Below are 22,807 nucleotides of genomic sequence, written 5' to 3' on the forward strand. Positions count from 1 at the left end.
TTAAGCCGGTCGTTTTACGTTCAAATATTATTAATTTTGAAGGTTTCAAGCATTTCTTCTCTTGGAATATCCTTTTTCCCATCTATAATAGATTGTCGGATTTCTTCAATCGAATACGATCCACCACTTATACCATACTGTTCTGGTAAATTAAGCAACAGGATATCGTCATCGACTCGTTCAATAGATGAAGTTGTTTCTTCTGTTCTAAAAGAAACGACAACTCCTTTATTAAAGTATTCGGTTAATTCATTTGAAATCTCATACTCCCCTTTCATCAATCTTTCGATGACCGAGAGTCGATTCTGCTCGAAGTCATAATTTCTCTCTCTCTCACTCCACAACTTTCCTTCAAATAGTTTTTTAGCATTTGCTAAGAAGAGATGTGCAAAGAACATGCGATAGTACTGCTGAGAGAATGTAGTTTCTGTCTCACCCACACCCAATTCAAAATCGAAGAGAGATTTTGTCCGAACAACTTGGTTTCTCGCTTTATCTATGACATTACTCAAGTTTCTACCGATTTTCACTTCAATTGGATAGAAGTGCATTTTTAACTTACCGTCCGTTTCCTGCATCCCAATCAAAAGTAAATCATCTGAATAACTACCTGATTTACCTAACGCTTTCACAGTGAAAGGTGAATTCGTGTGGTTTAATCCGATTGCTTTCGCCACACGCAATATTTCCTCAAGGGAAATCGGAACCCAAGTAATATCATCAGTTGTGAACATCGCCAATGAATACTTGACGGCTGCCAACAAACTGAATTTCTCACGACTCTTATGCACGTTACGTGCCGTTTCATTACTAAGACCTTGTTGAATCATTGAAAGTAACCATTCTCCGTTGATGACGTTGAACGTTTGAATGATTTCTTTAATACTCTCATCCGTATTCAAATCCGGCTTCTCATGATTCAAGTAATCTTTAATCACTGCCTGATATTGTGCCGTTTTCTTCGTGACGGTAATAGCATCATATCGGTAAGAAGACGACTGATCATTATAATGAATGATAATCAATTCATTGTCTGGATTTCCTTGTTTAGAAGAAAAATAGCCTAAATCAACAGTAGGTTCAATTAATGTGACCCAGTGTGAGCTCTCATAAATATTTTGCAACTTATAGCCGTCGCGTGCATCTGTAATACTAGCCAGTGCTGTAACGCCATGTGCAAATGAGCTACTTCCGTTATCTTTCATGTGTACGTTTAATTCATTAAATGATTTGGCACATCGTAGTAACAAGTCTTCTTCTTCAATTGCATAACCTCGAAGACCGAACCCCATGCTAAATTGACCATCTTTGACTGTCGGTGCAAGTGTCGAATACAAGCCGTTCATGGCGTTACCACTTTTGATATACTCCATTTTGTCTGTGATGACTTGTTCTTCACCACTCATTTTATAGAAACTGATATGAGCATAGTCAAAATCATTAAAGTGCTCATTTTGAATATGGTAGTGATTAATCAGCGACTGAATTTTCTCCGCTACTTCTTGAGGAGAGAGAATGAAGTTTTTAGGAATAAGTGCGTATAGATATTCAAACTGTTCCCAATCATCGTCCATAAAATCTTTTGCTGCAAATTGATCGAAAGCACTTCGGTATCGACCTGAATCGCAGTAAAGTCTCACTTCTACAGGAATGACTTCATCTCTGTTTTTTTCATAGCTGTCTTTTAGTTGTCGGAAAATCCATTCAACAATACCTTTTAGCACCATCTCATCATTACGAATTTCAATCACATTTAAATATAATGGTGCTCTAGCAACTTGATTTTTCTGATTAAAGAGTGACGTAAAGTGATCGACAAATTGATTTAGCTTTTCTTTAACCACTTCGGATAGAAAGCGATCGGCTTCAGCGACAACAACTTCTTCTTTTGCTCGATAGACCATCCATTCTGGCAAGTCCGATTGGGATTCTGCCTTGTAAGCTTTACCATCAAACCATAGATATGGGGCTAGTGCATCGGCACGTAAACGTTTCAGTACACTTTCCGAGATTTCCTCTTCACCAAGTTGATTATTTAATTCTAACTGAAATGCAACATTCACTGGATGGAATGGAGTAAAGTAAACAATCTGTTCTTTTTGGTTAAACAGTACACCTAATCTTAAAATTGAATGCCCCACTTCAAACAATCGATCTGCTTCTTGAATCGATTCAATCGCCTTTACATAGGCTTGAACGTAATTTAAAGCAACTCGTTTGTATTCATCGTCCCAGTAAGCCAACATAGGCACAGTTTTTTTAATTTTAAAGTGGTTCAAGAACAGATTATATGCTTCTCTTAATTCATAATATGGTCCGAATTCCAAATCAATAGGACTGAGGACGCCTGCCGAAAGAATAGCAGTCTGCATACTTTGATTGACCCATTCCATTTCGTAGTCCAAAAAGTCTTTATACTCGTTTTGTGGATAGTAAATTTGATTCTTCAAAATCAATTTCCCATCCGTACTAAGTACAATAGATGCTCGCTTTTCACGCTTTTCTTTATATAATCGGATATTTGGAATCGGGTGTGGCTTTGAAGCATCAACACTCAATTTAATATTAATTGGTTGCGATTCTCCAACAACTAGTTGCATAAACTGATCTTCTTCAAACAAATCCTGATCAAAGTGATACGTCACATTAGGTTCCTCTGATACTTTAACCAGGGATTGTTCTTGGAAAATAGGTTCGTGTGAGCCGTCCCTTAGACGTAATTCGCCTTCTTTATTACCGAGAGTCAGATATTCGGTATCATTCTCTTTTAAACGCTTCACTTCGTATGTTCCAGCATAATCTTTAAGAACTTCACTAGAAAACGGGAAAATCATAATATTTAGCTCTGAGTACAACGTATTTTCATTTTTCACTTTGTACTTCACAGTACATTGCGCAGTATTTTGAACTTGATTAGAGGTTATTGTCAAATTAAGATTGTTCGTTTTCACATTCGAAGTTACTTCAAGTAACGGGTTACAATATTCAATTTTGACTTGCGACTGTTCTAAGCTCTTTCGAACACCTTTACCTTCTATAAGATATTTAAACTTTAAGCTGATTTCTTTTTCATGAGACGGATTAAAAATTGCAATGTAACGTATACGTTTTCCTGTTTTAGTCGTTTTATGTGGTCGATCCCACACCGCTACTGAAGAGTGATCGTTAACATTTGTAACTTCCTCAAGTTCAAATACTTTTTTATTTTTTTCTGCTTTGAGTTTGATTACTTCTTGTAATGTTAATTCATTCCAGTGATCATGTTTAAGTTTATTGACACCTTGTTCGTTAAATTTTTTCGGTAATTGTGCTTCAGTCGTTTCATTGAAATGACTCTCTTGTACAAATTCATACAAATCTCTGTTCTCACGAAGTCGTTCACGAATCTCTTTTTTGGAGGACGTTTGGATAAACGAATCAAGCTCCTGGTCGTGGAAGAACCTTAACTTCAGAAAATCTTTTTTTGAAAGTTCTGTTTTTTGCATGAGGGAGAGAATTTCTTCAAAATCAAAGAAAGAAACTCCTTTAAATGAGTTAAACTCTTCTTCAATTTCCTTCAAGTGAAAATTGATCACTTCAACTAGTGCGCCCTTATTTTCAGACATTTGCTTAAGTTCATGCTTAAGTTCTTCTAAAATCTTTTGAGGATTTAATGGCATTCCTTCTTTTTGAAGATTTGCACCACCACCATCGATACTATCAAGTTGCCCGTGATAAATGACGAGTAATGAGCGATTTATTCCTTCTTCTTCTTGTTCACTAACCAAGTTTCGAAGTTTGACGAAGAAATCAGGTTGAATTCCTTCGCTTTGAGTGGCAATGATTAACTCACTTGTCCCGTAGTCAATCGTAATCGTTTCATATTCAGTAACTCCGTTTAACTTATATTCAAAAGCTTTAACCTGATCTTTCGCTTCCTTCTCGAGATAGTCTTTTAAATATTGAACATGACTCTCTTCTTCGAGTTGCAAAAAATACTTATCTCCAGGCTTAGGCGTGTTTACTAAAAAATGGCCATTTATTTTTTTCGTGACATACTCATAAAATTGGTTTGACATACTGCGCCTCCCCACTATCGCTCTTCTTATCGATAACATTAATTTTTTCTAATAGTTGTAAAAGGGCAGTTGATGATTCGTTATCAAAGTTGATGCCTCTTTTACTTAATCTTTCTAATAGTTCTACAAATGTGATTCGGTCATTTTTACAACTCACAGCGCACATCAGAATTAACATCTCCTGATTCAGAGACAATACATATCCAAGACGCCCACGACGCTTCGTAAAGTGCGATTTAGCAATATTTTTTGCATGATCTCCATAACGAGACTGTGCTTCTTTCGGAGTCGTCAGCTTCATCGCATTGAATAGTTGTTTAGCTGCTTCATTGAAGGTTTGAGTTTCATTCACATTATTCTCTAAACCTGCATAGGTAAGAATTCGCTCAGTCTGCAAATCAATATCTTTCAAAAATTGAACTTGATCAACATCACTAAGCATGTTGAAGTGTTGAAAAATTTCATCATACGTCATGATTTTAGATTTTTCATTCTCTAATGATTGGTTAATAGAGTTACAACTCAACTGAGCCATCGTCAACTCATGTACAAATAAATTTTCACTCGCACTCGTTAGCAGTCCCATACCCGAGTTCATTGTTTTTCTTCTTGATGTAACAGTCGTTTCGTTATGAATTGTGTAGTACATTTTTGATGGATGATTCCAGTTAGACGTCTCAAAGTTATTAATCTTTATTGTCGTTTGAGAAACAATAAAGTGTAGGTAATACTTCAATAAATTATTAATTTCTTTCAAAAAATATTGCGGATGCTCTGCCAAATAGACAAAATCCTCACCTAATAGTTTTATTGGTAATGAAGAATAAAGGGCATGCTCTGCTTTATATTCTTTGTTCGTTAGATTCGGTAATAAATTTACAATCATTTTGTCTAACAAAGTTTCATTTTGGCCTGCTTTAAAAACCTGTTTAATCTTTTCGATTTGCACTTCATCTAACGCATGTTGCGTCAAATCCGCTAGAAAAGTACCTAACTTTTTCTTCGTCGCAGGATTACCTTGGATGTACATGAACATACTTGGATGGGTAACGTTCAATCCTCCATCCCGTTGTAAAAGTAATTCACTGAAGAAAGTATGAATTTCATCTTCATGCTCCGGTTGATTCTCGACTCGCTCTAATACACCTTCTAAAAGATAGTCCGTATTGAAGGACTTAGCTGACAGTTCTACATTCAGAAGTCTTCTAGAATAAGCACCGATTTCCTTTTCCCAATCGGAAAGAGCGTTTTTAATTGAATCACTCTTTCCCGTTGTGAAAGGGAGTATTTGATAAAAATTCGAAGTTTGTCGCTTCGTGATTTTTTTCCGACTTTTGTCTAAGACAATGACTTGTTTTTCATCGAAAATTTTCTCTGGTAATAATCTCATTATTTACACCTGCTTTCACAACTTACAATTTACTAAATACGATTTTTTCTTCATTACTAAATGGGTCGGCTTCTTGTTTTAAAACGAAGGTTTCTCCAGTTTGGACAACATAAATCAACACTTCTTCGTTGTTTGTATTATGTGTGCGAATCGCATTTGCGAATTCACTGAATCGGATGGCATCGTCGAAATCAATCTTAGAAGGTTGATATCCTTTATCTATTTTCGAAATCAAACTGAACATCTTATAATCGATTTCTAGCTTAATTCTTTGTTTGCGCTCACCCACTGCAAATTGAATAAATAAAGAGTTTCTAAATTGAACCACTTGCTCTTCATTTTTTATCGCCATACTGATTGGATCCAATGTAAAACTAACTGGTTTTGCTATACGATAACGCTTTGAAATTTTTGCATTCGTATCAAACAAATATTTTTTTTGATCTTTTTTAAATCCAAACCATAACATAAGTGCATTCTCAAATTTCTCGTAGAGAGTTTTAAGTTCATATTTTTGACCAGTGTAATAAGCAAATAGATATTTTGAGAATGATTCAACCGTTGTCTGTGTAATATTCATTTCTCTCGGGTTAGACAAATACAGTAGTCTTAGTAATGATTGTGTATACTCGGTAACCAATTCACGATCTAATAGATCAAGTTCATATGTTTGACGAGTCAATTCGTCAAATCTAGAGATAAACCCACTCACATCTGACTCTAAATTGATTTGAAGAATGATTTCATCTATCTCTTCGGAACGAGAAGCAACCGGATCTTCATTTCTTAGCATGATTGATATAGGTGAGTCATTTTGAGCTGTAAATATTTTTTGATGAAGACCGTGAATAAGTAACGTCTCAAGTACAATTTTTTGTTTACTAATATTTGTCCAATTTCCTGGAATCATAATTTCGTATATTAAGTTAAAAAATTGGCGCATAGATAAAACTGCTTTTTCTTTTAAAAGAGAACTTGCGATGATGTTTACGAAATTGCGTCTAATTTGTTGATTACCCATAAGTAAAAAATTGCGGTGGATAATCGAATCGATTCCTCTCTTTACATCTTCTTGATAGGCCAAATAAAATGGGTTTTCTTCATTTGGATCGAACATCTTTGATAGAATGCCCATTAAGAAATTCGATTCTACGCCACCTTTAGTAAGTTCATACATTGGATAATCTGAGAAACTGACCATGGAAAAATGGTCATGTTGTATTGCTTGAGAAATCTCATTCTCAAAAATACCTGATTGCTCAATATATGAAATCAATGAATTGAACGTGTAATGGTTGTCGAGTGAACTCGCGAAGTCATATAAAAACTTATGTAGTACGCCTAAGTTGATTGCCAGTACAAACTCTTCCGACCCCTCTTGTAAATGTTGATCAGAAAACGGAATTAACTTCTCATGTAAAGTTTCCATTGCAGTTTTTCGCGGAGAAAGGCTTTCTGTCGCATCATTCCAGATTTTATTTTTATATCGATTCATTAATTCAGGTTCAGCCGATTGAAGATGTGAAAGAATATGCGATTTCCCATCGCCTACACTACCGATTAAAAGCGTTAACCGTTTTTGTGCAGGTTGTTGCAACATCTGAATCAATCTATTTTCGATTGGACGTTCTACGTGTAAGTATTGTTTTAAAGAACTTAATGGAAGTTCTGCACTTTCAACCGCCTCTTTTGAAGATTCATTTAGTCTGGACATCAGATTGTATAGATAACTCTCACTATCTTTTTCAATTTGAGGTAAGAAATCAAATAGTTTATTTGATTCTTTATTCTCCACACTTATTTTTTCAGTAGGTTCCTCTTTAGGCGAAACAGAACTGAGCGCTTTTAGTTTTTCCTCTAGTTGCGCTTCTAAGATTTTTAAAATATCATCATGCCCTCTGTTATTACTTTTTTCAGCTGGATGAGTAGGAGGAGCGTATCTAGGTATAGATGGTGGATTTTCATAACTAAGGACGTACGATTCTACAATGTTATATAAACTCGACCAGATTTTCGGGAGAATTTCGTGTGCCTCTTTTGTGAATAATTCATGTGCCGCACTATTTCCGTTCCTACGGACATAATGAAGATCTGAAGCTAATTCGCGGTCGATGATTTCTTCAGATTGCAACAAACGAATGTTATCGTTTAAATTGTATGTATTTTGCAAACCGCTCACTTCTAACCACTCATTCACGATTGCTTCAATCATTTTTCTGGCATTCAGAAGAGCAAAGTCTGTTTCTTTAGAATAGTATTTATCTTCTACAATCTGTGCCAATTCTTCCGCTTTCGGATTAATTGGTTTTAGAAATGAGAAAAAGTATTCCATGTCATTCATTCCTTTCAATAACCTTGATAACTTTTTTATTAACTATATTCTTTATTATATCTATAATAAGGGTATATGGTAGGTTTTACCTACTCCTATATATGATAAAGGAGCTATTATATGGATTCAACAATTCTATTTCCTTCTTTACCTAAATGGTTTACACCACGAGACTATCAAATTGACGCCATACAAAAATGGACTGAAAACGGATATCACGGTTTGCTGGAAATGGCAACGGGAACCGGAAAAACGCTTACAGCTCTCACAGCCATTACAAAGCGCTTTGAGGAAACCCAACGTTTAGCAGTCGTCATTCTATGCCCTTATCAACATTTAGTAGATCAATGGGCAAAAGATGCCGAATCTTTTGGAATGGATCCAATTCTATGCTATGGTTCAAAATCTCAGTGGACATCACTCTTGTCCGGGAAAATTACTCAATATAATTTTAAAATAAAAAATTTTATATGTGTGATCACTACCAATAACACATTTAAAAATGTTCATTTTCAAGCTCATCTCAGTCGAATATCCGATGGTGGAATGATTGTTGCAGACGAGGCACATAACTTAGGTACAAAACAATCTCTTCAGTCACTCCCACCAACATTTAAAAATCGATTAGCACTGAGCGCTACTCCAGTAAGACATCATGATGATATCGGAACGGAACAGTTATTAAATTATTTTGGTGGGTCAATATATAAGTTTACTTTGGAAGAAGCGATTAAAAAAGGGTTTTTGACAAAGTATTATTACTACCCTCACCTAGTCTCTTTAACAGAAGATGAACTGGAAATTTATCATGACCTTACGAATAAAATTTCGAAATTAATTAACCTATCTGATCAACAATCAATCGAAGCCAATGGAAATAACACTGGTGCATTAGAGATGTTATTAATTAAACGAGCTCGATTGATTAATTCAGCTCAACAAAAAGATATTTTATTGAAAAAACAGCTGAAAATGCAAGAAACTCTTAACCATACAATTGTGTATTGTGGCGATCATTCAAAGGATGATCAACGCCATGTAGATCACATTGCACAATTTTTACATGACGATTTGAACATATCAGCGAAAACCTTTACGTCAACTGAATCAAAAGAACTGCGACAGACGCTATTAAAGGAGTTTTCTGATAATACGATTCAAGCACTTGTCGCAATCCGTTGCCTAGATGAAGGCGTAGACGTTCCTTCTGCTGAGACCGCATATATTTTAGCTAGTACGACGAATCCAAAAGAGTTCATTCAACGTCGCGGACGAATTTTGCGAAAACATCCCGGGAAAGAATATGCTTATATTCATGATTACATCGTCATTCCACGACCTTTGACAGAAATTGATTTACTAACAGATAAAGAATTTAATATTGAACGTCGATTATTGATGAATGAGCTAAAGAGGGTAAATGAGTTCGCATCAATATCAGAAAACCATTATCAAGCACTTCAAATTTTAAATCCGATTAAAGAGGCTTTCAATCTTGTCGACCTATAAACTAAGAAGAGGTGATTATGATGAATCCAAATCAATCAAATAGCGAAAATGATGTATATGCATTACTAAGCGAGTTATCAGAAACGGAACAGCAAATTCTACAAAATATTATTCGTTTAGAAAAAGACTACTTAGATAAAGAAGGTTCATTTACTGCTGCGCAATTACCAGATGAATTTTCTAAACTAATTAAAAAGGAGTACATCTGACATGATTCTTAAGCAAGTCATCATTGAAAACTTCCGTCAATACTACGGGCAGAATACGATTGAATTTGCACATGGATCAGGAAAAAATGTTACTGTCATCCATGGTGAAAATGGGAGCGGTAAAACAGCATTACTCACAGCTTTAATTTGGGGATTTTATGGACGAGAACTCAAATTACCGAACCCTGAATCTATTTTTAATAATAAGGCTGTTCAAGAGAGCACAAAGAGTCAAGATGATTTGATAACAGCAGTACAAATTAAATTTGAACATAATGATTATGAATACGAATTACGACGTACTTTACACGCAAAATTTGATCATGAACACAATATTCTCAATCTACCTAAAAACAAGACAATCAATCAAAAGGTTGAATTGATTAAACGTAATATCGATACGAATCAATCCACTAAAATTAAAGATATTTCATACGAAATTAATCGCATTTTGCCATATAAATTGCATACATTCTTCTTCTTTGATGGTGAACGAATGGATCATCTAGGAAAAAAAGAGGCATATACTGAAATTCGTGACTCAATTAAGCGAATGATGGGATTAGAGTTATTTGATAATTCAATCGAGCACTTAAGCAAAACCATTATTAAACTTCGTGATGAGGTATCCAAAAACGTCAAAAGTGAATTAAGTGATAAATACTTGCGCATAAATCAACTTGAAGATGAAAAGATTAAAAAGAAACAACAACTCACTGAGACACGACAAGAACTTGCTGCTGCTCAGAGTGAATTAAAAAGTATAGAAAATGCATTACGTAATGGGGAAGAAACAAGAACCTTTCAGGTCACGCGAGATCATCTAATTGAGTCAATCACAGAAACAAAAAATGCCTTTGATGAGAAACTAAAAGAGTTGAGAATCCTACTATCTCGGTCAAGTCATTTAGCTTTTTCAACCTTACCAATCAAAAGATTTCAGCGGATTGCTCATACAAATGATCAAGGTACGATCGAAAAATTGATTCATCCTGATTTAATCCCGACTTTACTATCAAACGGGAAATGCTTATGCGGACACGAACTTGAGACGACAACAATCGCATCTTTAGAAGAAGTTCAACAAGAGGTCATAAATCTATCTAGTTCAAAAAATGAAATGGACCAACTTTATTTCCAATTAAGCGGATGGGAAGTTGCTAGAACTCATTTTTACACGGAAATCAAAAGGCTTGTTGGTGAGCGTGAAGAATTAAGAGAAACACTCAGAGGATTGGAAGAGGAGTTACGAGAAATCGAAGAACGTATGAAAGCCAACTCTCGTAATATCGAAAATTCATCTAATCTAATTGAAAGAGAATCATACGTTCGGACTGCAATCGTAAAAGCAGAGGCGAATATAGAAAATTTAATCCGCTCCATTGACGACATCTCAAAAGAAGAAGACCTCTTAAATAAAGAAGTTAGTAAACTGACTAAAGCAGAAGAAAGACAGTTAAAACTACAACTTGCTTTGGAGTCTGCTACAAAAGTAAAAAACACTTTGATTGGTCTATTAAAACTGAGAGAGTCTCAAGTGAAAACTGAATTGGAAGAAAAGATTAAGCTCACCTATTCTCAGTTATTACGAAAGGATTATCCGATCTCGCTTACTGATAATTACGAACTCCTCGTTTCAGATGTAAACGGAGGTAGTATCGGTTTATCACAAGGAGAATCACAAATTACGAGCCTTGCTTTTATCGGAGCCATTGTTGATTTAACACGAGAGTATAAAGACAAAGAAAAAGGCCATGCTTTAGATGAAGATTTGAAACTAGGAAATATTTTCCCACTTGTAATGGATTCCCCATTTGGAGCACTTGATGCAGATCATCGGTCTCGTGTGGCAACGAATTTACCGAAACTATCTGACCAGGTAGTTGTCATTGTATCTACTTCACAATGGCGTGGAGAAGTGGACGAAGCTATTAATCATCGGATTGGAAAGTCATATAAATTACTCAACTACACCAATGAAGATACAGGAGAATACACTGAGATTGCGGAGGTAATGTAATGGCAAAACGTTCTGTGCGTCGGGATAGCACGCAAGATCATATGTATGCAACGTTAAAAGAAGATGCTCAACTATTCGAAACTTATAAAGATGCATTTATGGCCGCTTTGCTGTTTGGATATAGCAATGAACGAAGAAAAAAAGTAAAGCCAGGTCCTGAAATTTTGTTAGGCATTTTTTCAGAACAAGATTTACAACTTATGAAATTGATTATGCATTTAGAAAATACGTTTGAACGGTTCTCAGTCGATAACGATTCTGAGGATGAATCAGAGGTGACAGTCGAAAATTACGAGATTATCGAGGAATATGCTGCGGGAGGATTAGATGCTCTTTATCAAGAGCTAGAAATCTTCTTGAGCGATCCAGAGTCTGCACAAAATGCTTATTTAGATTTAATGATTGAATACGAAAACAAAAAGTTCAATACTGAAGATTTAATCAATGAACTTCCATTTAATTAATGTTAGCCGCCTACAAACCTCTCAGTTATTTGTAGGCGGTTTTTTCATTCTAATATTTCTTCCAAAAATAACCCTTTATCGAATCCACCTTTAAGTTCTCGTTTGTTTCTTCGAATTACCTCTAGCTCCTCGAAGGATGCACCATGCATTTTACCAAGTGCATAAGCAAGTTCTAAGATATCAGCTAACTCCTCTAAGCATTCTTCATCAATATTCGCATCTTCATACTCTTTTAACTCTTCGTAGAGCTTTAATCTCGCTTGTTCAAAATGTTCAGCTTGATTCAAGTGTTTAACGATAACTTGTTTCCCTTCTGTCTGAATTATTTCAGGCACACGATCACGTACTAATTTGTTATAATTCACATTCATTACCTCCTACTCCACCACCTCAAACGCCTTCACATACGCCACATGATCCAACATCACAATCAACTCGTCCTCAAATTGTACGAATCCATCGCTCGCATGCCGAAACGATTGGTAAATCGACTCCAATGCCTCATATCGTGTATCGGCTTCCACCATATACGTCAGCACTTCTTCGTTAATTAAATGGAATTCAATTTCGAATGATTTCATCTTCTCTCCTCCTCACTTCTCTATACCCGTTCCCCATTCGAAAAAAATACAGCTATACATTGGAATGTTTTTCCTCTAATCTAAAAATAGTCAGAATATTACGTCCTCTTACATATTTTCACTAAATATTAGTTAAAGGAGAGATTTAACGATATGGCTTATCACTTCACATGCGAACATTTAACAAAACGCTTTGATACGGGTGACGTCAAAACGGTCGCCTTGCAAGATATCAACCTCCGCTTCGAGCACGGAGACTTCATCTCCATCATCGGACCATCGGGGTCTGGGAAGTCGACTCTACTCAGTCTGATCGGTACACTCGACCGTCCGACAGAGGGCACGTTGCTCTTCAACGACGAACCGATCTCGACGCTCTCTGCAAAACAGCTCGCCGACTTCCGTTTCGAGAACATCGGCTTCATCTTCCAACAGTTCCATCTCATCCCGACGTTGACGGCGCTTGAGAACGTCATGTCCCCGCTCTTCGGACGAAAAGTTGCCTATGACGTCCATGAACGCGCACTCGAACTGTTGAAAGAAGTCGGTCTCGCTGACAAGGTCGATTCATTACCGTCCCAACTGTCCGGTGGTCAGCAACAGCGCGTCGCCGTCGCCCGCGCCCTCATCCACCGTCCGAAATGGCTCCTCGCCGATGAGCCGACGGGGAACCTCGATACACATACGGGTGACGTCATCTTTGACCTGTTGATCCGCTTGAATCGGGAGAACGGATGTGGCGTCCTGTTCGTCACCCATGACCCGGAACTCGCTGACCGAGCCAACCGAAAAATCGAGATGCGCGACGGGCAGGTCGTCGCCATGAGCGACGTCCATCATGCTTAAGTTCATTTGGAACTCATGGTGGCGGAATAAAGAACGGTTCATCCTGCTCATGGTCGGGATGCTCATCGTCAGTACTGGGCTCAGCTATCTTCTCGGCGTGACCCAGGCGAATAACGGGACGGTCGTCAACGAGCTACAAAAACGTTGGGACTCTTCTTATCACATCGTCGTCCGTCCGGAAGGCAGCCGAAGCGTGACCGAGGACTTGAACTTGCTCGAGCCGAACTATATGAGCGGACTCGAAGGCGGGATCACGCGAGAACAATACGAGACGATTCAACAGATTGCCGACATCGATGTCGCAGCACCAATCGCCATGATTGGGTCGACTTATTCGAGCTCGTTCACACAAACGCATACGTTTGATAAAGCGGGTCTCTATCGCCTCAAGATGAACACACTCATCGATACGGGCATTGAAAAAATCAATGACTTCCAAGACTTGAAAGCCTACTTTTGGGTAGGCTGGATGCCAAACGGCAATACCACCCACATCGGAATCGGTCCGACCGCCCTGAACGAAGAGTTTCCACTCAATTACGGGAGCGACGTCATGCTCGCCGGGATTGACCCGGTCGCCGAAGCGAAACTCGTCGGGTTAGACGATGCCGTACAAGCGACAGCGTTCAGTCGTTACTTCAATGAAGGGGATGTCCCAGAGCCTTATGATGAAGAGGTCATGACGATCCCGATTTTGATGAGTTCAAAAGACTACGTCGATGCCTCAATCAACTACACCATCGAAGAAGTCGATGCCGATACGAGCGACGCAGAAAAATTCATCAATACGTATTTAGAGAACGGAAAAGAGGAATACCTGGATAGCTTGAAAGGTACAAAAGTCGCCTCATACGACTTTACAGCCCAACAAATGCACGACAACATCACGAAACACATTTTAGAAGGGAAACCGCAGCCACAAGACCCTCGTCTCACCATGGAATATACGTGGATTGCCGAGAAGGCGTCACCGCTCGTCTATGAAGGTGTGACGAGCCCGTTCCCGAAACGTTGGCCGTATTCGTATCAAATCAAACCGTTCCTCGCTGAGGGTCAAGTGAAGTATGGGCAAGAAAGTATGTATCGCAAGTCCAATTTATACGCGGAAGACCTCAACGATGTACCGAAAGTAAGATATAACTATATCGGACTATTCGACCCATCGAAACTGAAGCTGTCAAAAGATCCCTTGACGGAACTTCCGATGGAGACGTATTTCCCGGCAAGCGCCGAATGGGTCATGAACTCGAAGGATGAACCGGTCAACCCACCGACGACCGTCAAACCGACGAATAACCCGTATAGCTTCTTGACGAAGCCACCTTCGATGTTGACGACACTCGACGCGGCGTTCGCCATCGCCGGTGACAAGGCCATCTCGGCCATTCGCGTCAACGTGAAAGGCGTGGACGTCTTGAACGAAGAGAGTGAAGCGAAGCTCCAAGCGGTCGCCAAGGAAATCGAAGACAAGACCGGTCTCATCACGGACGTCACGCTCGGGTCGTCTCCACAATACGCCGTCACCTATCTTCCCGGCTTAAAAGGAGAAAGTTCGCTCGGTTGGATTCAGCAGCCATGGATTAAGATCGGGTCGTCGATCACGATTTTCCAAGAAGCGAAACTCGGCTTCTCCGGTGTCGTCGCGAGCGTCATCCTCGTCGCGATGTTGTATGTGTTTAGCTCGAACATCATCATGTTGTACGCTCGGAAGAAAGAGTTCGCCATCCTCTTGTCGCTCGGTTGGCGTCCAAGTCAGTTGTCGAAACTGTTATTCTTAGAAGCCACGATCCTCGGGTCGATGGTCGCGCTCATCTCGTGGATGATTCTCGGGACGTTCCTTTGGACGGCAGCTGGCTCGACATCGATCACCCGTATCTTATTAATTGGACTGGCGGGTCTCTTGATTTACTGGCTCGGGACACTCATCCCGATCCGACTCGTCCGTCGCATCAAGCCATATGAGACGATGCAGTCCGGTGAAGTCTCAAAAGGACGACGTCTCGGCCGCTCTCGCTCAAGCGTCGGCATGAGCTTGAACCAACTCGTGACGTATTGGCCACGGACGTTGTTGTCGATTCTTGCCATCGCCTTACCGACGAGTCTCTTCGGCTTCTTCTTGTTCGTCACATTCCGCCTCCAAGGCGTCCTGTATACGACGTGGATCGGGGAGTTCGTGGCACTTGAAGTCGGGACGATGCATTACGTCGCCATGGGGGTCGCCTTACTGATCGCGATGCTCACGACGACCGAGATCATGTGGCAAAACGTATCCGAACGAAAGCCGCAACTCGCCGTCTTAAAAGCGCTCGGTTGGCAGAACACGTCCATCCGTCGTCTCGTCTTGACGGAAGGTGCGTTGACCGGGTTCTTCGCCGGATTACTCGGTGTGACGTTCACCATCTTCATCGTCACAATCATGTATCAACAGTTCCCGACGTCAGAGCTACCATTCTTGTTTGCGACCATCATCATCCCGGTCGTGACAGGTGTCTTAGGTGCACTGCTTCCTGCTGAACGTGCGGTCCGCATCACCCCGGCTGAAGCAATCGGTGGGCATGTCGTCAACCAAAAGCAAGTCGAGAAACGCTTCCGCTTCGTCCTCGGGACGACGGCGACGGCACTCGTCGTCGGGATCATCAGCTTGTTCGTCTTCACGTCACCAGAAGTCAAGCCGGTCACGGAAGAGGCGAAATCGACACCAGCCCCGACCGCACAGACGACGGGTGCGAAACAGGCCGACTTGAAAGACACGAAACCGAAAGAAGCCAAAGCGACCACACCGAAAGAAGATGACCTTCAAAAAATCATGAACCTCGGCACGTTCCAAACGTTTATTGGGGATCCAAAAATGAAGAAACGTGAATTCCAAGTGGATGAACCCGTTTACGCATCTCCGGACGGAACCGAACCGGAAGATGGAAAACGATTCGTCAGCCTACCGATTTCGTTGTACGTTGAACCGGACCAGTATGAGGGCACGATGGATTATCGTCCAAACGGTTTCCGCATGTACACGCCAGACGGCACGGAGTACAGTCCGGTCGACATGGTCAATCACAACAAGAAAGCATTTCGAGGTGGCTTTATTTACACACCAGGCGAGAAATCGGAAATCGATTTAGTCTTCCTCGTTCCAGAGAAAGCGAAGACGCTCGTCTTGTATGCATCAAGCGGTGCCATGCCGAAAGTGTATACCGTCAAAATTGATGTGCCGTAAACGAAACAACGTCGCCCCGAGTCGGGACGACGTTGTTTTTATTCGGCTTCTTCTACGATTTCGACACGTACCCCCGTGTCCCCGACTTTCCCTAAATCTTCTACGGTCGGGTCTTCATACGCCAGGACATGAAACTCCTGCTCGATTGTGCGGATGACATAATGCGAGAGCGTCCCCCGCTCGCTGTTCACTCGATTTGTTCCCATCCCTTCATGTACGTATGACATGAAACGGGACGTCGTCAGCTTCACGATTGGGTGGTCGTTCCATAATCCTTCTTCCTTCAGACCGTGCTCTTCAAGTGTTCCAAGAAAGAGCGCATACTGTTCGAACCGAATCCGGATTCGGTCACGCTCAGCGTCCCATGTGAGAAGCATCGTCGGGTCCGAAGCTCCAAAGAACGTCCACTCTAGAGGATAATACGCTTCATTCTTCATTTGAAAAGATTCCGTGTCGAGTACGTAATCCGTTGCCGTCATGAGATTGTGTAGATCAATCATTCATTCGCCCCCTAATCAAAAAGCGATGCCTCACGACATCGCCTTTCTCCTCAATAAAAGATATACCATAGCGCCGCTGCCACTAAGAACAGCCCGGCCCCGATGAACAAGATTTTTGCCAATCGTTCGTATACCATGTCTTCACCTCACCAATGCCGCGCCGACGACGAGGGAGACCCCAATCGACAGCAAGAATGCCAACAGTCCGACGGCGATATTTCCTTTTTGAATCTCGTCGTTCACCTTCAGCGTTGGTGTCAAAAATTCAAACAACCAGTATGTCGCGAGGAGCAAGATAAAGCCGAATCCTCCACCGACGAAAATGTCAATCGTGCTATCGTGATAGCTCTCGACCACACGGAAGATGTTGGCGAGACCGACAATCTTCCCTCCTGTCGCCAAGGCGACGGCGATATTTCCTTTTTGAATCTCGCGCCAGTTGCTGTATGGTGTCGTCACCTCGAAGATGGCAAGACCGACGATAATCATCAGTCCCGCCATCGAATAGAGGCCGAACGATTCCAGCATGACGGCAAACGTAATCGTACCCATTCCCGACTCCCCTTACTTCAGTTCGACGACCGTGACACCGAGTCCACCTTCGCCCATTCCTCCCGGGCGTTGACTCTTCACGTGACGATGTCCTTTTAAAAATTCTTGTGTCGCCTGACGCATCGCTCCTGTACCTAACCCATGGATGATGCGGACGTTGTCATAGCCCGACACGAGTGCTTCATCGATATACTTATCTAGACGCATGAGACCCTCTTCGACACGGACGCCGCGGAGGTCGAGCTCGGATTTCGTCGAACTCTGACGTTTGAGCGAGCTTCCTTTCGATTGAAGCGGCTTCTCTTTCGATGGACCGATCTTCTGAAGGTCGTCCGCTTTGACGTTCACTTTCATGATGCCGACTTGGACGTTGTACTCATTGTCGTTGATTTGTTTCACGATGTAGCCTTTTTGGTTGAACGTCGTCACTTTCACTTCTTCGCCTTTACTGAAAGTACGTTTCTGTTGGGCTTTTTGTTTCACTTTTTGGATCTTTTTATCTTGAAGCGTCGGTTTGGCCGACTCGAGCTCTTTCTTCGCCGCGATAATCTCGTGCTCTTTGACGATGCCCTGCTCCCGAAGCTTCTTCAAGCGGTCGATGACTTCGTTCGCCTGACGCTTCGCCTGTTCGACGGCCTTCTCGGCTTTTGCCTCGGCCGCGCTGTACAAGTTGTCGCGTTCGCGTTCGAATTCGGTCATCTTCGCTTCAAACGCTGCCTGCTCTTCTTCGAAGTCATGGCGTTTGATGAGGAGTTCTTGCTCGAGCTGTTCGGCGCGTTGTTTCGCCGCTTCGAGCTCGTTGATCATTGATTCGACCGATTCGGCGTCACTACCGACGTGGCTTCGTGCCTTGTCGATGACTTGCTCGGATAGTCCGAGGCGACGGCTGATCTCGAAAGCGTTCGAGCGACCCGGTACACCGATCAAGAGGCGGTACGTCGGGCTGAGTGATTCGATATCAAACTCCATCGAGGCGTTCATGACGCCTTCACGGTTATAGGCGTATGCCTTCAGTTCCGAGTAGTGCGTCGTCGCCGCGACACGTGCCCCGCGACGCTTTACTTCATCGAGAATCGCGATGGCGAGGGCGGCCCCTTCTTGTGGGTCCGTCCCGGCACCGAGCTCATCGAAGAGGACGAGTGACATGAAGTCGATCTTGTCGAGCATGCCGACGATGTTCGTCATGTGCGAGCTGAACGTCGAGAGACTCTGTTCGATTGATTGCTCATCACCGATATCGGCATAGACGGCGTCAAACACAGAGAGCTCTGTCCCGAATTCTGCCGGCACGTAGAGACCTGACTGTACCATCAACTGGAGGAGTCCAATCGTCTTCAACGTGACCGTCTTCCCGCCGGTGTTCGGTCCGGTGATGACGAGTGACGTATAGTCTTCCCCGAGCTCGACCGTGATCGGCACGACCTCATCTTTCGGGATGAACGGGTGACGTGCCTGTTTCAACTTGATCTCCCGGTTGTCGTTCAACTTCGGTTCGGTCGCTTTCATCTCTTGTCCGTAAGCGACTTTCGCAAAGATAAAGTCGAGTTCGGCCAATACGTCGAGGTTCGTCATGATCGCATCATGGACCCCACCGACTTCGTTCGAGAGCGCACTCAAAATCCGATCGATCTCAGCGCGTTCCTTCAAGCGAACTTCTTGAATCTCGTTGTTGATGGAGACGATGGCTTGCGGCTCAATGAAGAGCGTCTGACCGGAAGCCGACTGGTCATGGACAATCCCGCCGAACGCTTGACGGTACTCTTGTTTGACCGGAACGACATAGCGGTCGTTTCGAATCGTGACGATGGCGTCTGAAAGCATCTTCGCGTTGTTGCGGAGGATGTTGTCGATTCGTGAACGGACACTACCTTCAAAGCTACGGAGCTGTGTGCGAAGTCCACGGAGTTGTGAGCTCGCCGAGTCTTGGACCGTCCCTTGGTCATCGATCGCATGACGAATCGACTGTTCGACTTCGATGAGCTTCGTCAACTTGTCCGCATACTCATCCAGACGTGGGATCCGAATCTCTTCGTTGTCCTCATGCAGCTTCTCGAAGAAGTTCTTCACTTGACGCCCGCCATACATGACGGCGGCGACGGCAAGCAGTTCGCTCGTCGAGAGGACCGAGCCGATGGCGGCCCGCTTCACTTCCGCGCGGACGTCTGTGAGCCCACCGAGCGGCAGACGGTCACGGAGACGCACGACCTCGGTCGCCTCTTTCGTCACATTCAAATTCGAGAGCACCCGGTCGTACGAGTAGTCCGGTTGCATCTTGAGCGCCAAATCTTTCCCGAGCGAGCTCGATGCGTGTCCGGCAAGCTGTTGACGCAATTTTTCATATTCTAATACGCGTAACGCGTGATCCATCTAGCATGTTCCTTTCTATCGCTTCGCCGCGAAGAACGCCTTGGCGTCTTCAAACGAGAAGCAGTTGATAATATCCGATGGTTCGAGATAGGCTTTCCGTGCGTGTAACACGCCGAGTGCCATATCTTCCATCATGTCTGGGTGGTGTGTGTCGGTGTTGATCATTACTTTGACGCCCGCCGCCTTCGCCTTCTTCAGCGTCGATGCCGTCAAATCGAGGCGGTTCGGGTTCGCGTTTAATTCGAGCGCCGTCCCCGTCTCTTTTGCGAGGGCGATCAACTTGTCCTCGTCGATCGGATAGCCGTCGCGACGACCGATGAGTCGTCCCGTCGGATGCGCGATCACGTTGACGTATGGTGAACGGCAGGCGTTCTCGAGACGTGCCATGATCTCGTCGACGGATTGGTCCATCTTCGAATGGATCGAGGCGACGACATAGTCGAGCGTCTCTAAAAATTCTGGCTCGTAGTCGAGCGTCCCGTCAGGACGAATATCCATCTCGACGCCACGCAACACGTTCATCTCATGTTTCTTTGCGGCTTCTCGAATCTCCTCACCTTGTGCCTCGAGTCGTTCTTCGGTCAAACCATTGACGAACGTCAAATACTTCCCGTGGTCGGTGATGGCCATCCATTCATAGCCGCGCCCTTTCATCGCCACGACAATCTCATCGACGGTCAACTTCCCGTCCGACCAGACCGTGTGCATATGCGCGTCTGCCTTGATGTCCTCAAGCGTTACCAGTTTCGATAAGTCGTGCTCAAACTCGGCGTGCCCTTCCCGAAGTTCAGGTGGGATGAACGGGAGTCCGTACCGTTCGAACAGCTCTTCTTCCGTTTCCGGTTGCCACAGCCCGTCTGCCGTTTCGACTCCGTATTCCGAAATCGACTCCCCTTTCGCTTTCGCGAGTTGTCGCATGCGGACGTTGTGGTCTTTCGAGCCTGTGAAATGGTGAAGCGTCGCGGCGAATGCGCCCGGTTCGACCATACGGAAGTCGACCGACACCATTTCCTCACGTTCGAGGACGAGCGATACTTTCGTCTCCCCTGCCGCGATCACTTCATTGATGAACGGCAAGGCGAGCAACTTCTCTCGAAGCGCGATCGGCTCCTCGGTCGCAATGATAAAGTCGAGGTCTTTACACGTCTCCTCGGCCCGGCGGAAGCTTCCCCCGACCGAATGACGTAAGACGAGCTCTTCTTTCTCCAACACGTCATTAATCTCTTCGACGATCGGTCGCATGACCGCATAAGCCAATCGTTCCGGACGCGACTCGAGGTTCTTCGCTGCGGCGAGCAGCTTCTCGACACTTTTCGCTCCGAATCCCGGGAGCGATGCCGCCGTCCCGTCTTCAAGAACACGGATGAGGGACTCTAAATCGACGACCCCGACTTCTCGAAGTTTGGCGAGTTTCTTCCCGCCGAGCCCTTGAATTTTCAAAAGCTTCATCAAGCCGAACGGGATTTCTTCTTGTAGCGCTTCGAGCACCTCACTTCGACCTGTATCGCGATACTCTTCAAGGACGGCAGCCGTCCCTTTGCCGATGCCAGAGATGGACGTCAAGTCGTCGATGTCCTCGAGCTCGAGGTCCGTATTCTCTAGAGCCGTTGCGGCCTTACGGAACGCATTGATTTTAAACGGGTTCTCCCCTTTGATTTCCATATATTGCGCGATCTTCTCGAGCAACATCATCGCTTCTACTTTATTCATATGCTTCCCCCCTCTTCACACAGAAAAGACCGAGATACAAGCACTAGCTTGCATTCCGGCCTGTCGTGTCACAACATCTTATTTGAAAACCAATCTGATAGATATGGCGTGTCTTGAATGATAAATGTCGCAAGCGACGAATTGTCAACGGCATTTTGAACACCGGCCATCGGTACGAACGCGATCACCCAAAGGATGAAGAATGTGATGACATACGCCTCGAAGAATCCGAGGACTGCTCCTATCAACCCTTTTAATTGGCGCAAGATCGGCAAGTCTGTCAAGAAGTCGAGCATCGCCAAGATGAGATGCAAGACAAGTTTCGTGATGAGGAACAAGACGACGAACCAAAAGACGTTATAAAACGTCATCTCAATCCCTGAAAGCGAGTTGAGGTCCAAGACGCCGCCAGGGAGCGTTCCATCAAGCTGAGACGGATACGGGATCCAGAGCTTGAACGCTTCGGCTAAATCTTTATAGTACGTGTTGGCGACGAGAAAACTGATGATGAGCGCGACCCAATGGCCGAGCTGTAGAATCGCGCCACGACGGAAGCCGTTGACGATTCCAATAAACAAGAAAAACAGTATAAGTAGCGTAACCATGGATTGATTTATTCTCCCATATTTCGTTTAGTTTTGACGTGGTCGCTCGCGATTTGAATCGCAGCCAAGACCGCCGCCTGACGAGCATCTAAATGAGGGGATTGTTCACGAATCTCGCGGATCTTACTGTCGACCAAAAAGCCTACTTCCCTCACATGATCAGCGGGTTCTTCGCTCACGATCGTATAGTCTTGACCCGCAATGTGAATCGTTGTTCGTTGTAACTGCACGCGCACCCCTCCTTTACGTCTGTCAGCATTAATCATAACATCGTTTTTATATTAGGAAAAGGAGAAGCCCCTTCCCTTGATATGTACAACATTTTCTATTACCCTTCTATGAAGTTGTCAAACGTCTTTCTTCAGGAAAATTGCAAGAGATGGTGGCAACATTTCGTAAAATGTGCGAAAATATCAACTATTCAAACAAACAGAAAGGGTGATTGAT

17 protein-coding genes are annotated in these 22,807 nt (G+C 43.1%); 6 read left to right on the forward strand and 11 right to left on the reverse strand.

The window, feature by feature from the left end; genetic code table 11:
* Positions 1 to 20 precede the first annotated feature (20 nt).
* The 3 genes from dptH to dptF are packed head-to-tail and all read right to left on the reverse strand — an operon-like array spanning position 21 to position 7,780.
* Positions 21 to 4,058: a DNA phosphorothioation-dependent restriction protein DptH gene (dptH, locus tag ACQKD4_RS09635; protein WP_427373152.1), complete on the reverse strand. Its 4,038-nt coding sequence runs from the start codon at positions 4,056 to 4,058 to the stop codon at positions 21 to 23.
* Entirely contained in the window at positions 4,039 to 5,448 is a 1,410-nt protein-coding gene (dptG, locus tag ACQKD4_RS09640; RefSeq protein WP_427373153.1) for a DNA phosphorothioation-dependent restriction protein DptG, read from the reverse strand. The genes dptH and dptG overlap by 20 nt, the downstream gene beginning before the upstream one ends.
* A 22-nt stretch (positions 5,449 to 5,470) precedes the next feature.
* Positions 5,471 to 7,780 carry a DNA phosphorothioation-dependent restriction protein DptF gene (gene dptF, locus ACQKD4_RS09645; protein ID WP_427373154.1) on the reverse strand — a complete coding sequence of 770 codons (2,310 nt, stop codon included), beginning with the start codon at positions 7,778 to 7,780 and terminating at the stop codon, positions 5,471 to 5,473.
* A 120-nt stretch (positions 7,781 to 7,900) separates the two neighbouring features.
* Here dptF and ACQKD4_RS09650 point away from each other — a divergent pair, with 120 nt between their 5' ends.
* From ACQKD4_RS09650 to ACQKD4_RS09665, 4 genes are read left to right on the forward strand one after another with little or no spacing between them, the layout of a single operon-like run.
* On the forward strand, positions 7,901 to 9,289 hold the full coding sequence (locus ACQKD4_RS09650; RefSeq protein WP_427373155.1) for a DNA phosphorothioation system restriction enzyme: 1,389 nt from the start codon (positions 7,901 to 7,903) through the stop codon (positions 9,287 to 9,289).
* Between the two features lie 20 nt (positions 9,290 to 9,309).
* The gene (locus ACQKD4_RS09655; RefSeq protein ID WP_214789504.1) at positions 9,310 to 9,498 is read left to right on the forward strand and encodes a hypothetical protein; all 189 of its coding nucleotides are present in this window, start codon (positions 9,310 to 9,312) and stop codon (positions 9,496 to 9,498) included.
* A gap of 1 nt (position 9,499) precedes the next feature.
* On the forward strand, positions 9,500 to 11,518 hold the full coding sequence (locus ACQKD4_RS09660; protein WP_427373156.1) for an AAA family ATPase: 2,019 nt from the start codon (positions 9,500 to 9,502) through the stop codon (positions 11,516 to 11,518).
* The gene (locus ACQKD4_RS09665) at positions 11,518 to 11,982 is read left to right on the forward strand and encodes a hypothetical protein (protein ID WP_427373157.1); all 465 of its coding nucleotides are present in this window, start codon (positions 11,518 to 11,520) and stop codon (positions 11,980 to 11,982) included. The genes ACQKD4_RS09660 and ACQKD4_RS09665 overlap by 1 nt, the downstream gene beginning before the upstream one ends.
* A gap of 44 nt (positions 11,983 to 12,026) precedes the next feature.
* On the opposite strand, the gene ACQKD4_RS09670 is transcribed toward ACQKD4_RS09665, so the two are convergent.
* Together ACQKD4_RS09670 and ACQKD4_RS09675 are read right to left on the reverse strand one after the other, a co-directional pair.
* On the reverse strand, positions 12,027 to 12,353 hold the full coding sequence (locus ACQKD4_RS09670) for a nucleoside triphosphate pyrophosphohydrolase (RefSeq protein WP_427373158.1): 327 nt from the start codon (positions 12,351 to 12,353) through the stop codon (positions 12,027 to 12,029).
* A 6-nt stretch (positions 12,354 to 12,359) separates the two neighbouring features.
* Positions 12,360 to 12,563 carry a hypothetical protein gene (locus ACQKD4_RS09675; protein ID WP_214695169.1) on the reverse strand — a complete coding sequence of 68 codons (204 nt, stop codon included), beginning with the start codon at positions 12,561 to 12,563 and terminating at the stop codon, positions 12,360 to 12,362.
* Between the two features lie 153 nt (positions 12,564 to 12,716).
* Between ACQKD4_RS09675 and ACQKD4_RS09680 the strand changes: the two genes are divergently transcribed.
* The gene (locus ACQKD4_RS09680) at positions 12,717 to 13,409 is read left to right on the forward strand and encodes an ABC transporter ATP-binding protein (RefSeq protein WP_427373159.1); all 693 of its coding nucleotides are present in this window, start codon (positions 12,717 to 12,719) and stop codon (positions 13,407 to 13,409) included.
* Positions 13,402 to 16,626: an FtsX-like permease family protein gene (locus ACQKD4_RS09685; protein ID WP_427373160.1), complete on the forward strand. Its 3,225-nt coding sequence runs from the start codon at positions 13,402 to 13,404 to the stop codon at positions 16,624 to 16,626. The genes ACQKD4_RS09680 and ACQKD4_RS09685 overlap by 8 nt, the downstream gene beginning before the upstream one ends.
* Before the next feature lie 38 nt (positions 16,627 to 16,664).
* Here the strand turns inward: ACQKD4_RS09685 and ACQKD4_RS09690 are convergent, their stop codons facing one another.
* The 6 genes from ACQKD4_RS09690 to zapA all read right to left on the reverse strand — a co-directional run bounded on the left by ACQKD4_RS09690 (position 16,665) and on the right by zapA (position 22,590).
* Entirely contained in the window at positions 16,665 to 17,126 is a 462-nt protein-coding gene (locus tag ACQKD4_RS09690) for a hypothetical protein (protein WP_074032731.1), read from the reverse strand.
* A 141-nt stretch (positions 17,127 to 17,267) separates the two neighbouring features.
* Positions 17,268 to 17,678: a DUF350 domain-containing protein gene (locus ACQKD4_RS09695; RefSeq protein WP_214760452.1), complete on the reverse strand. Its 411-nt coding sequence runs from the start codon at positions 17,676 to 17,678 to the stop codon at positions 17,268 to 17,270.
* A gap of 12 nt (positions 17,679 to 17,690) precedes the next feature.
* The gene (locus ACQKD4_RS09700; protein WP_427373161.1) at positions 17,691 to 20,045 is read right to left on the reverse strand and encodes an endonuclease MutS2; all 2,355 of its coding nucleotides are present in this window, start codon (positions 20,043 to 20,045) and stop codon (positions 17,691 to 17,693) included.
* A gap of 15 nt (positions 20,046 to 20,060) precedes the next feature.
* Complete coding sequence (gene polX, locus ACQKD4_RS09705; protein WP_427373162.1) at positions 20,061 to 21,755, reverse strand: DNA polymerase/3'-5' exonuclease PolX; 1,695 nt, start codon at positions 21,753 to 21,755, stop codon at positions 20,061 to 20,063.
* A 68-nt stretch (positions 21,756 to 21,823) separates the two neighbouring features.
* Positions 21,824 to 22,360: a CvpA family protein gene (locus tag ACQKD4_RS09710; RefSeq protein ID WP_074032727.1), complete on the reverse strand. Its 537-nt coding sequence runs from the start codon at positions 22,358 to 22,360 to the stop codon at positions 21,824 to 21,826.
* A gap of 8 nt (positions 22,361 to 22,368) precedes the next feature.
* The gene (gene zapA, locus ACQKD4_RS09715) at positions 22,369 to 22,590 is read right to left on the reverse strand and encodes a cell division protein ZapA (protein ID WP_015881047.1); all 222 of its coding nucleotides are present in this window, start codon (positions 22,588 to 22,590) and stop codon (positions 22,369 to 22,371) included.
* Between the last annotated feature and the right edge of the window lie 217 nt (positions 22,591 to 22,807).

It is taken from the genome of Exiguobacterium sp. NPDC077395 (assembly GCF_050269125.1).
Classification (GTDB): Bacteria; Bacillota; Bacilli; order Exiguobacteriales; family Exiguobacteriaceae; genus Exiguobacterium; species Exiguobacterium aestuarii_A.

What these genes read in the sequence shown, in the direction of transcription:
- dptH (WP_427373152.1), bottom strand. Translation starts at nt 4,058, where the DNA reads ATGTCAAACCAATTTTATGAGTATGTCACGAAAAAAATAAATGGCCAT.
- dptG (WP_427373153.1), bottom strand. Translation starts at nt 5,448, where the DNA reads ATGAGATTATTACCAGAGAAAATTTTCGATGAAAAACAAGTCATTGTC.
- dptF (WP_427373154.1), bottom strand. Translation starts at nt 7,780, where the DNA reads ATGGAATACTTTTTCTCATTTCTAAAACCAATTAATCCGAAAGCGGAA.
- ACQKD4_RS09650 (WP_427373155.1), top strand. Translation starts at nt 7,901, where the DNA reads ATGGATTCAACAATTCTATTTCCTTCTTTACCTAAATGGTTTACACCA.
- ACQKD4_RS09655 (WP_214789504.1), top strand. Translation starts at nt 9,310, where the DNA reads ATGAATCCAAATCAATCAAATAGCGAAAATGATGTATATGCATTACTA.
- ACQKD4_RS09660 (WP_427373156.1), top strand. Translation starts at nt 9,500, where the DNA reads ATGATTCTTAAGCAAGTCATCATTGAAAACTTCCGTCAATACTACGGG.
- ACQKD4_RS09665 (WP_427373157.1), top strand. Translation starts at nt 11,518, where the DNA reads ATGGCAAAACGTTCTGTGCGTCGGGATAGCACGCAAGATCATATGTAT.
- ACQKD4_RS09670 (WP_427373158.1), bottom strand. Translation starts at nt 12,353, where the DNA reads ATGAATGTGAATTATAACAAATTAGTACGTGATCGTGTGCCTGAAATA.
- ACQKD4_RS09675 (WP_214695169.1), bottom strand. Translation starts at nt 12,563, where the DNA reads ATGAAATCATTCGAAATTGAATTCCATTTAATTAACGAAGAAGTGCTG.
- ACQKD4_RS09680 (WP_427373159.1), top strand. Translation starts at nt 12,717, where the DNA reads ATGGCTTATCACTTCACATGCGAACATTTAACAAAACGCTTTGATACG.
- ACQKD4_RS09685 (WP_427373160.1), top strand. Translation starts at nt 13,402, where the DNA reads ATGCTTAAGTTCATTTGGAACTCATGGTGGCGGAATAAAGAACGGTTC.
- ACQKD4_RS09690 (WP_074032731.1), bottom strand. Translation starts at nt 17,126, where the DNA reads ATGATTGATCTACACAATCTCATGACGGCAACGGATTACGTACTCGAC.
- ACQKD4_RS09695 (WP_214760452.1), bottom strand. Translation starts at nt 17,678, where the DNA reads ATGGGTACGATTACGTTTGCCGTCATGCTGGAATCGTTCGGCCTCTAT.
- ACQKD4_RS09700 (WP_427373161.1), bottom strand. Translation starts at nt 20,045, where the DNA reads ATGGATCACGCGTTACGCGTATTAGAATATGAAAAATTGCGTCAACAG.
- polX (WP_427373162.1), bottom strand. Translation starts at nt 21,755, where the DNA reads ATGAATAAAGTAGAAGCGATGATGTTGCTCGAGAAGATCGCGCAATAT.
- ACQKD4_RS09710 (WP_074032727.1), bottom strand. Translation starts at nt 22,360, where the DNA reads ATGGTTACGCTACTTATACTGTTTTTCTTGTTTATTGGAATCGTCAAC.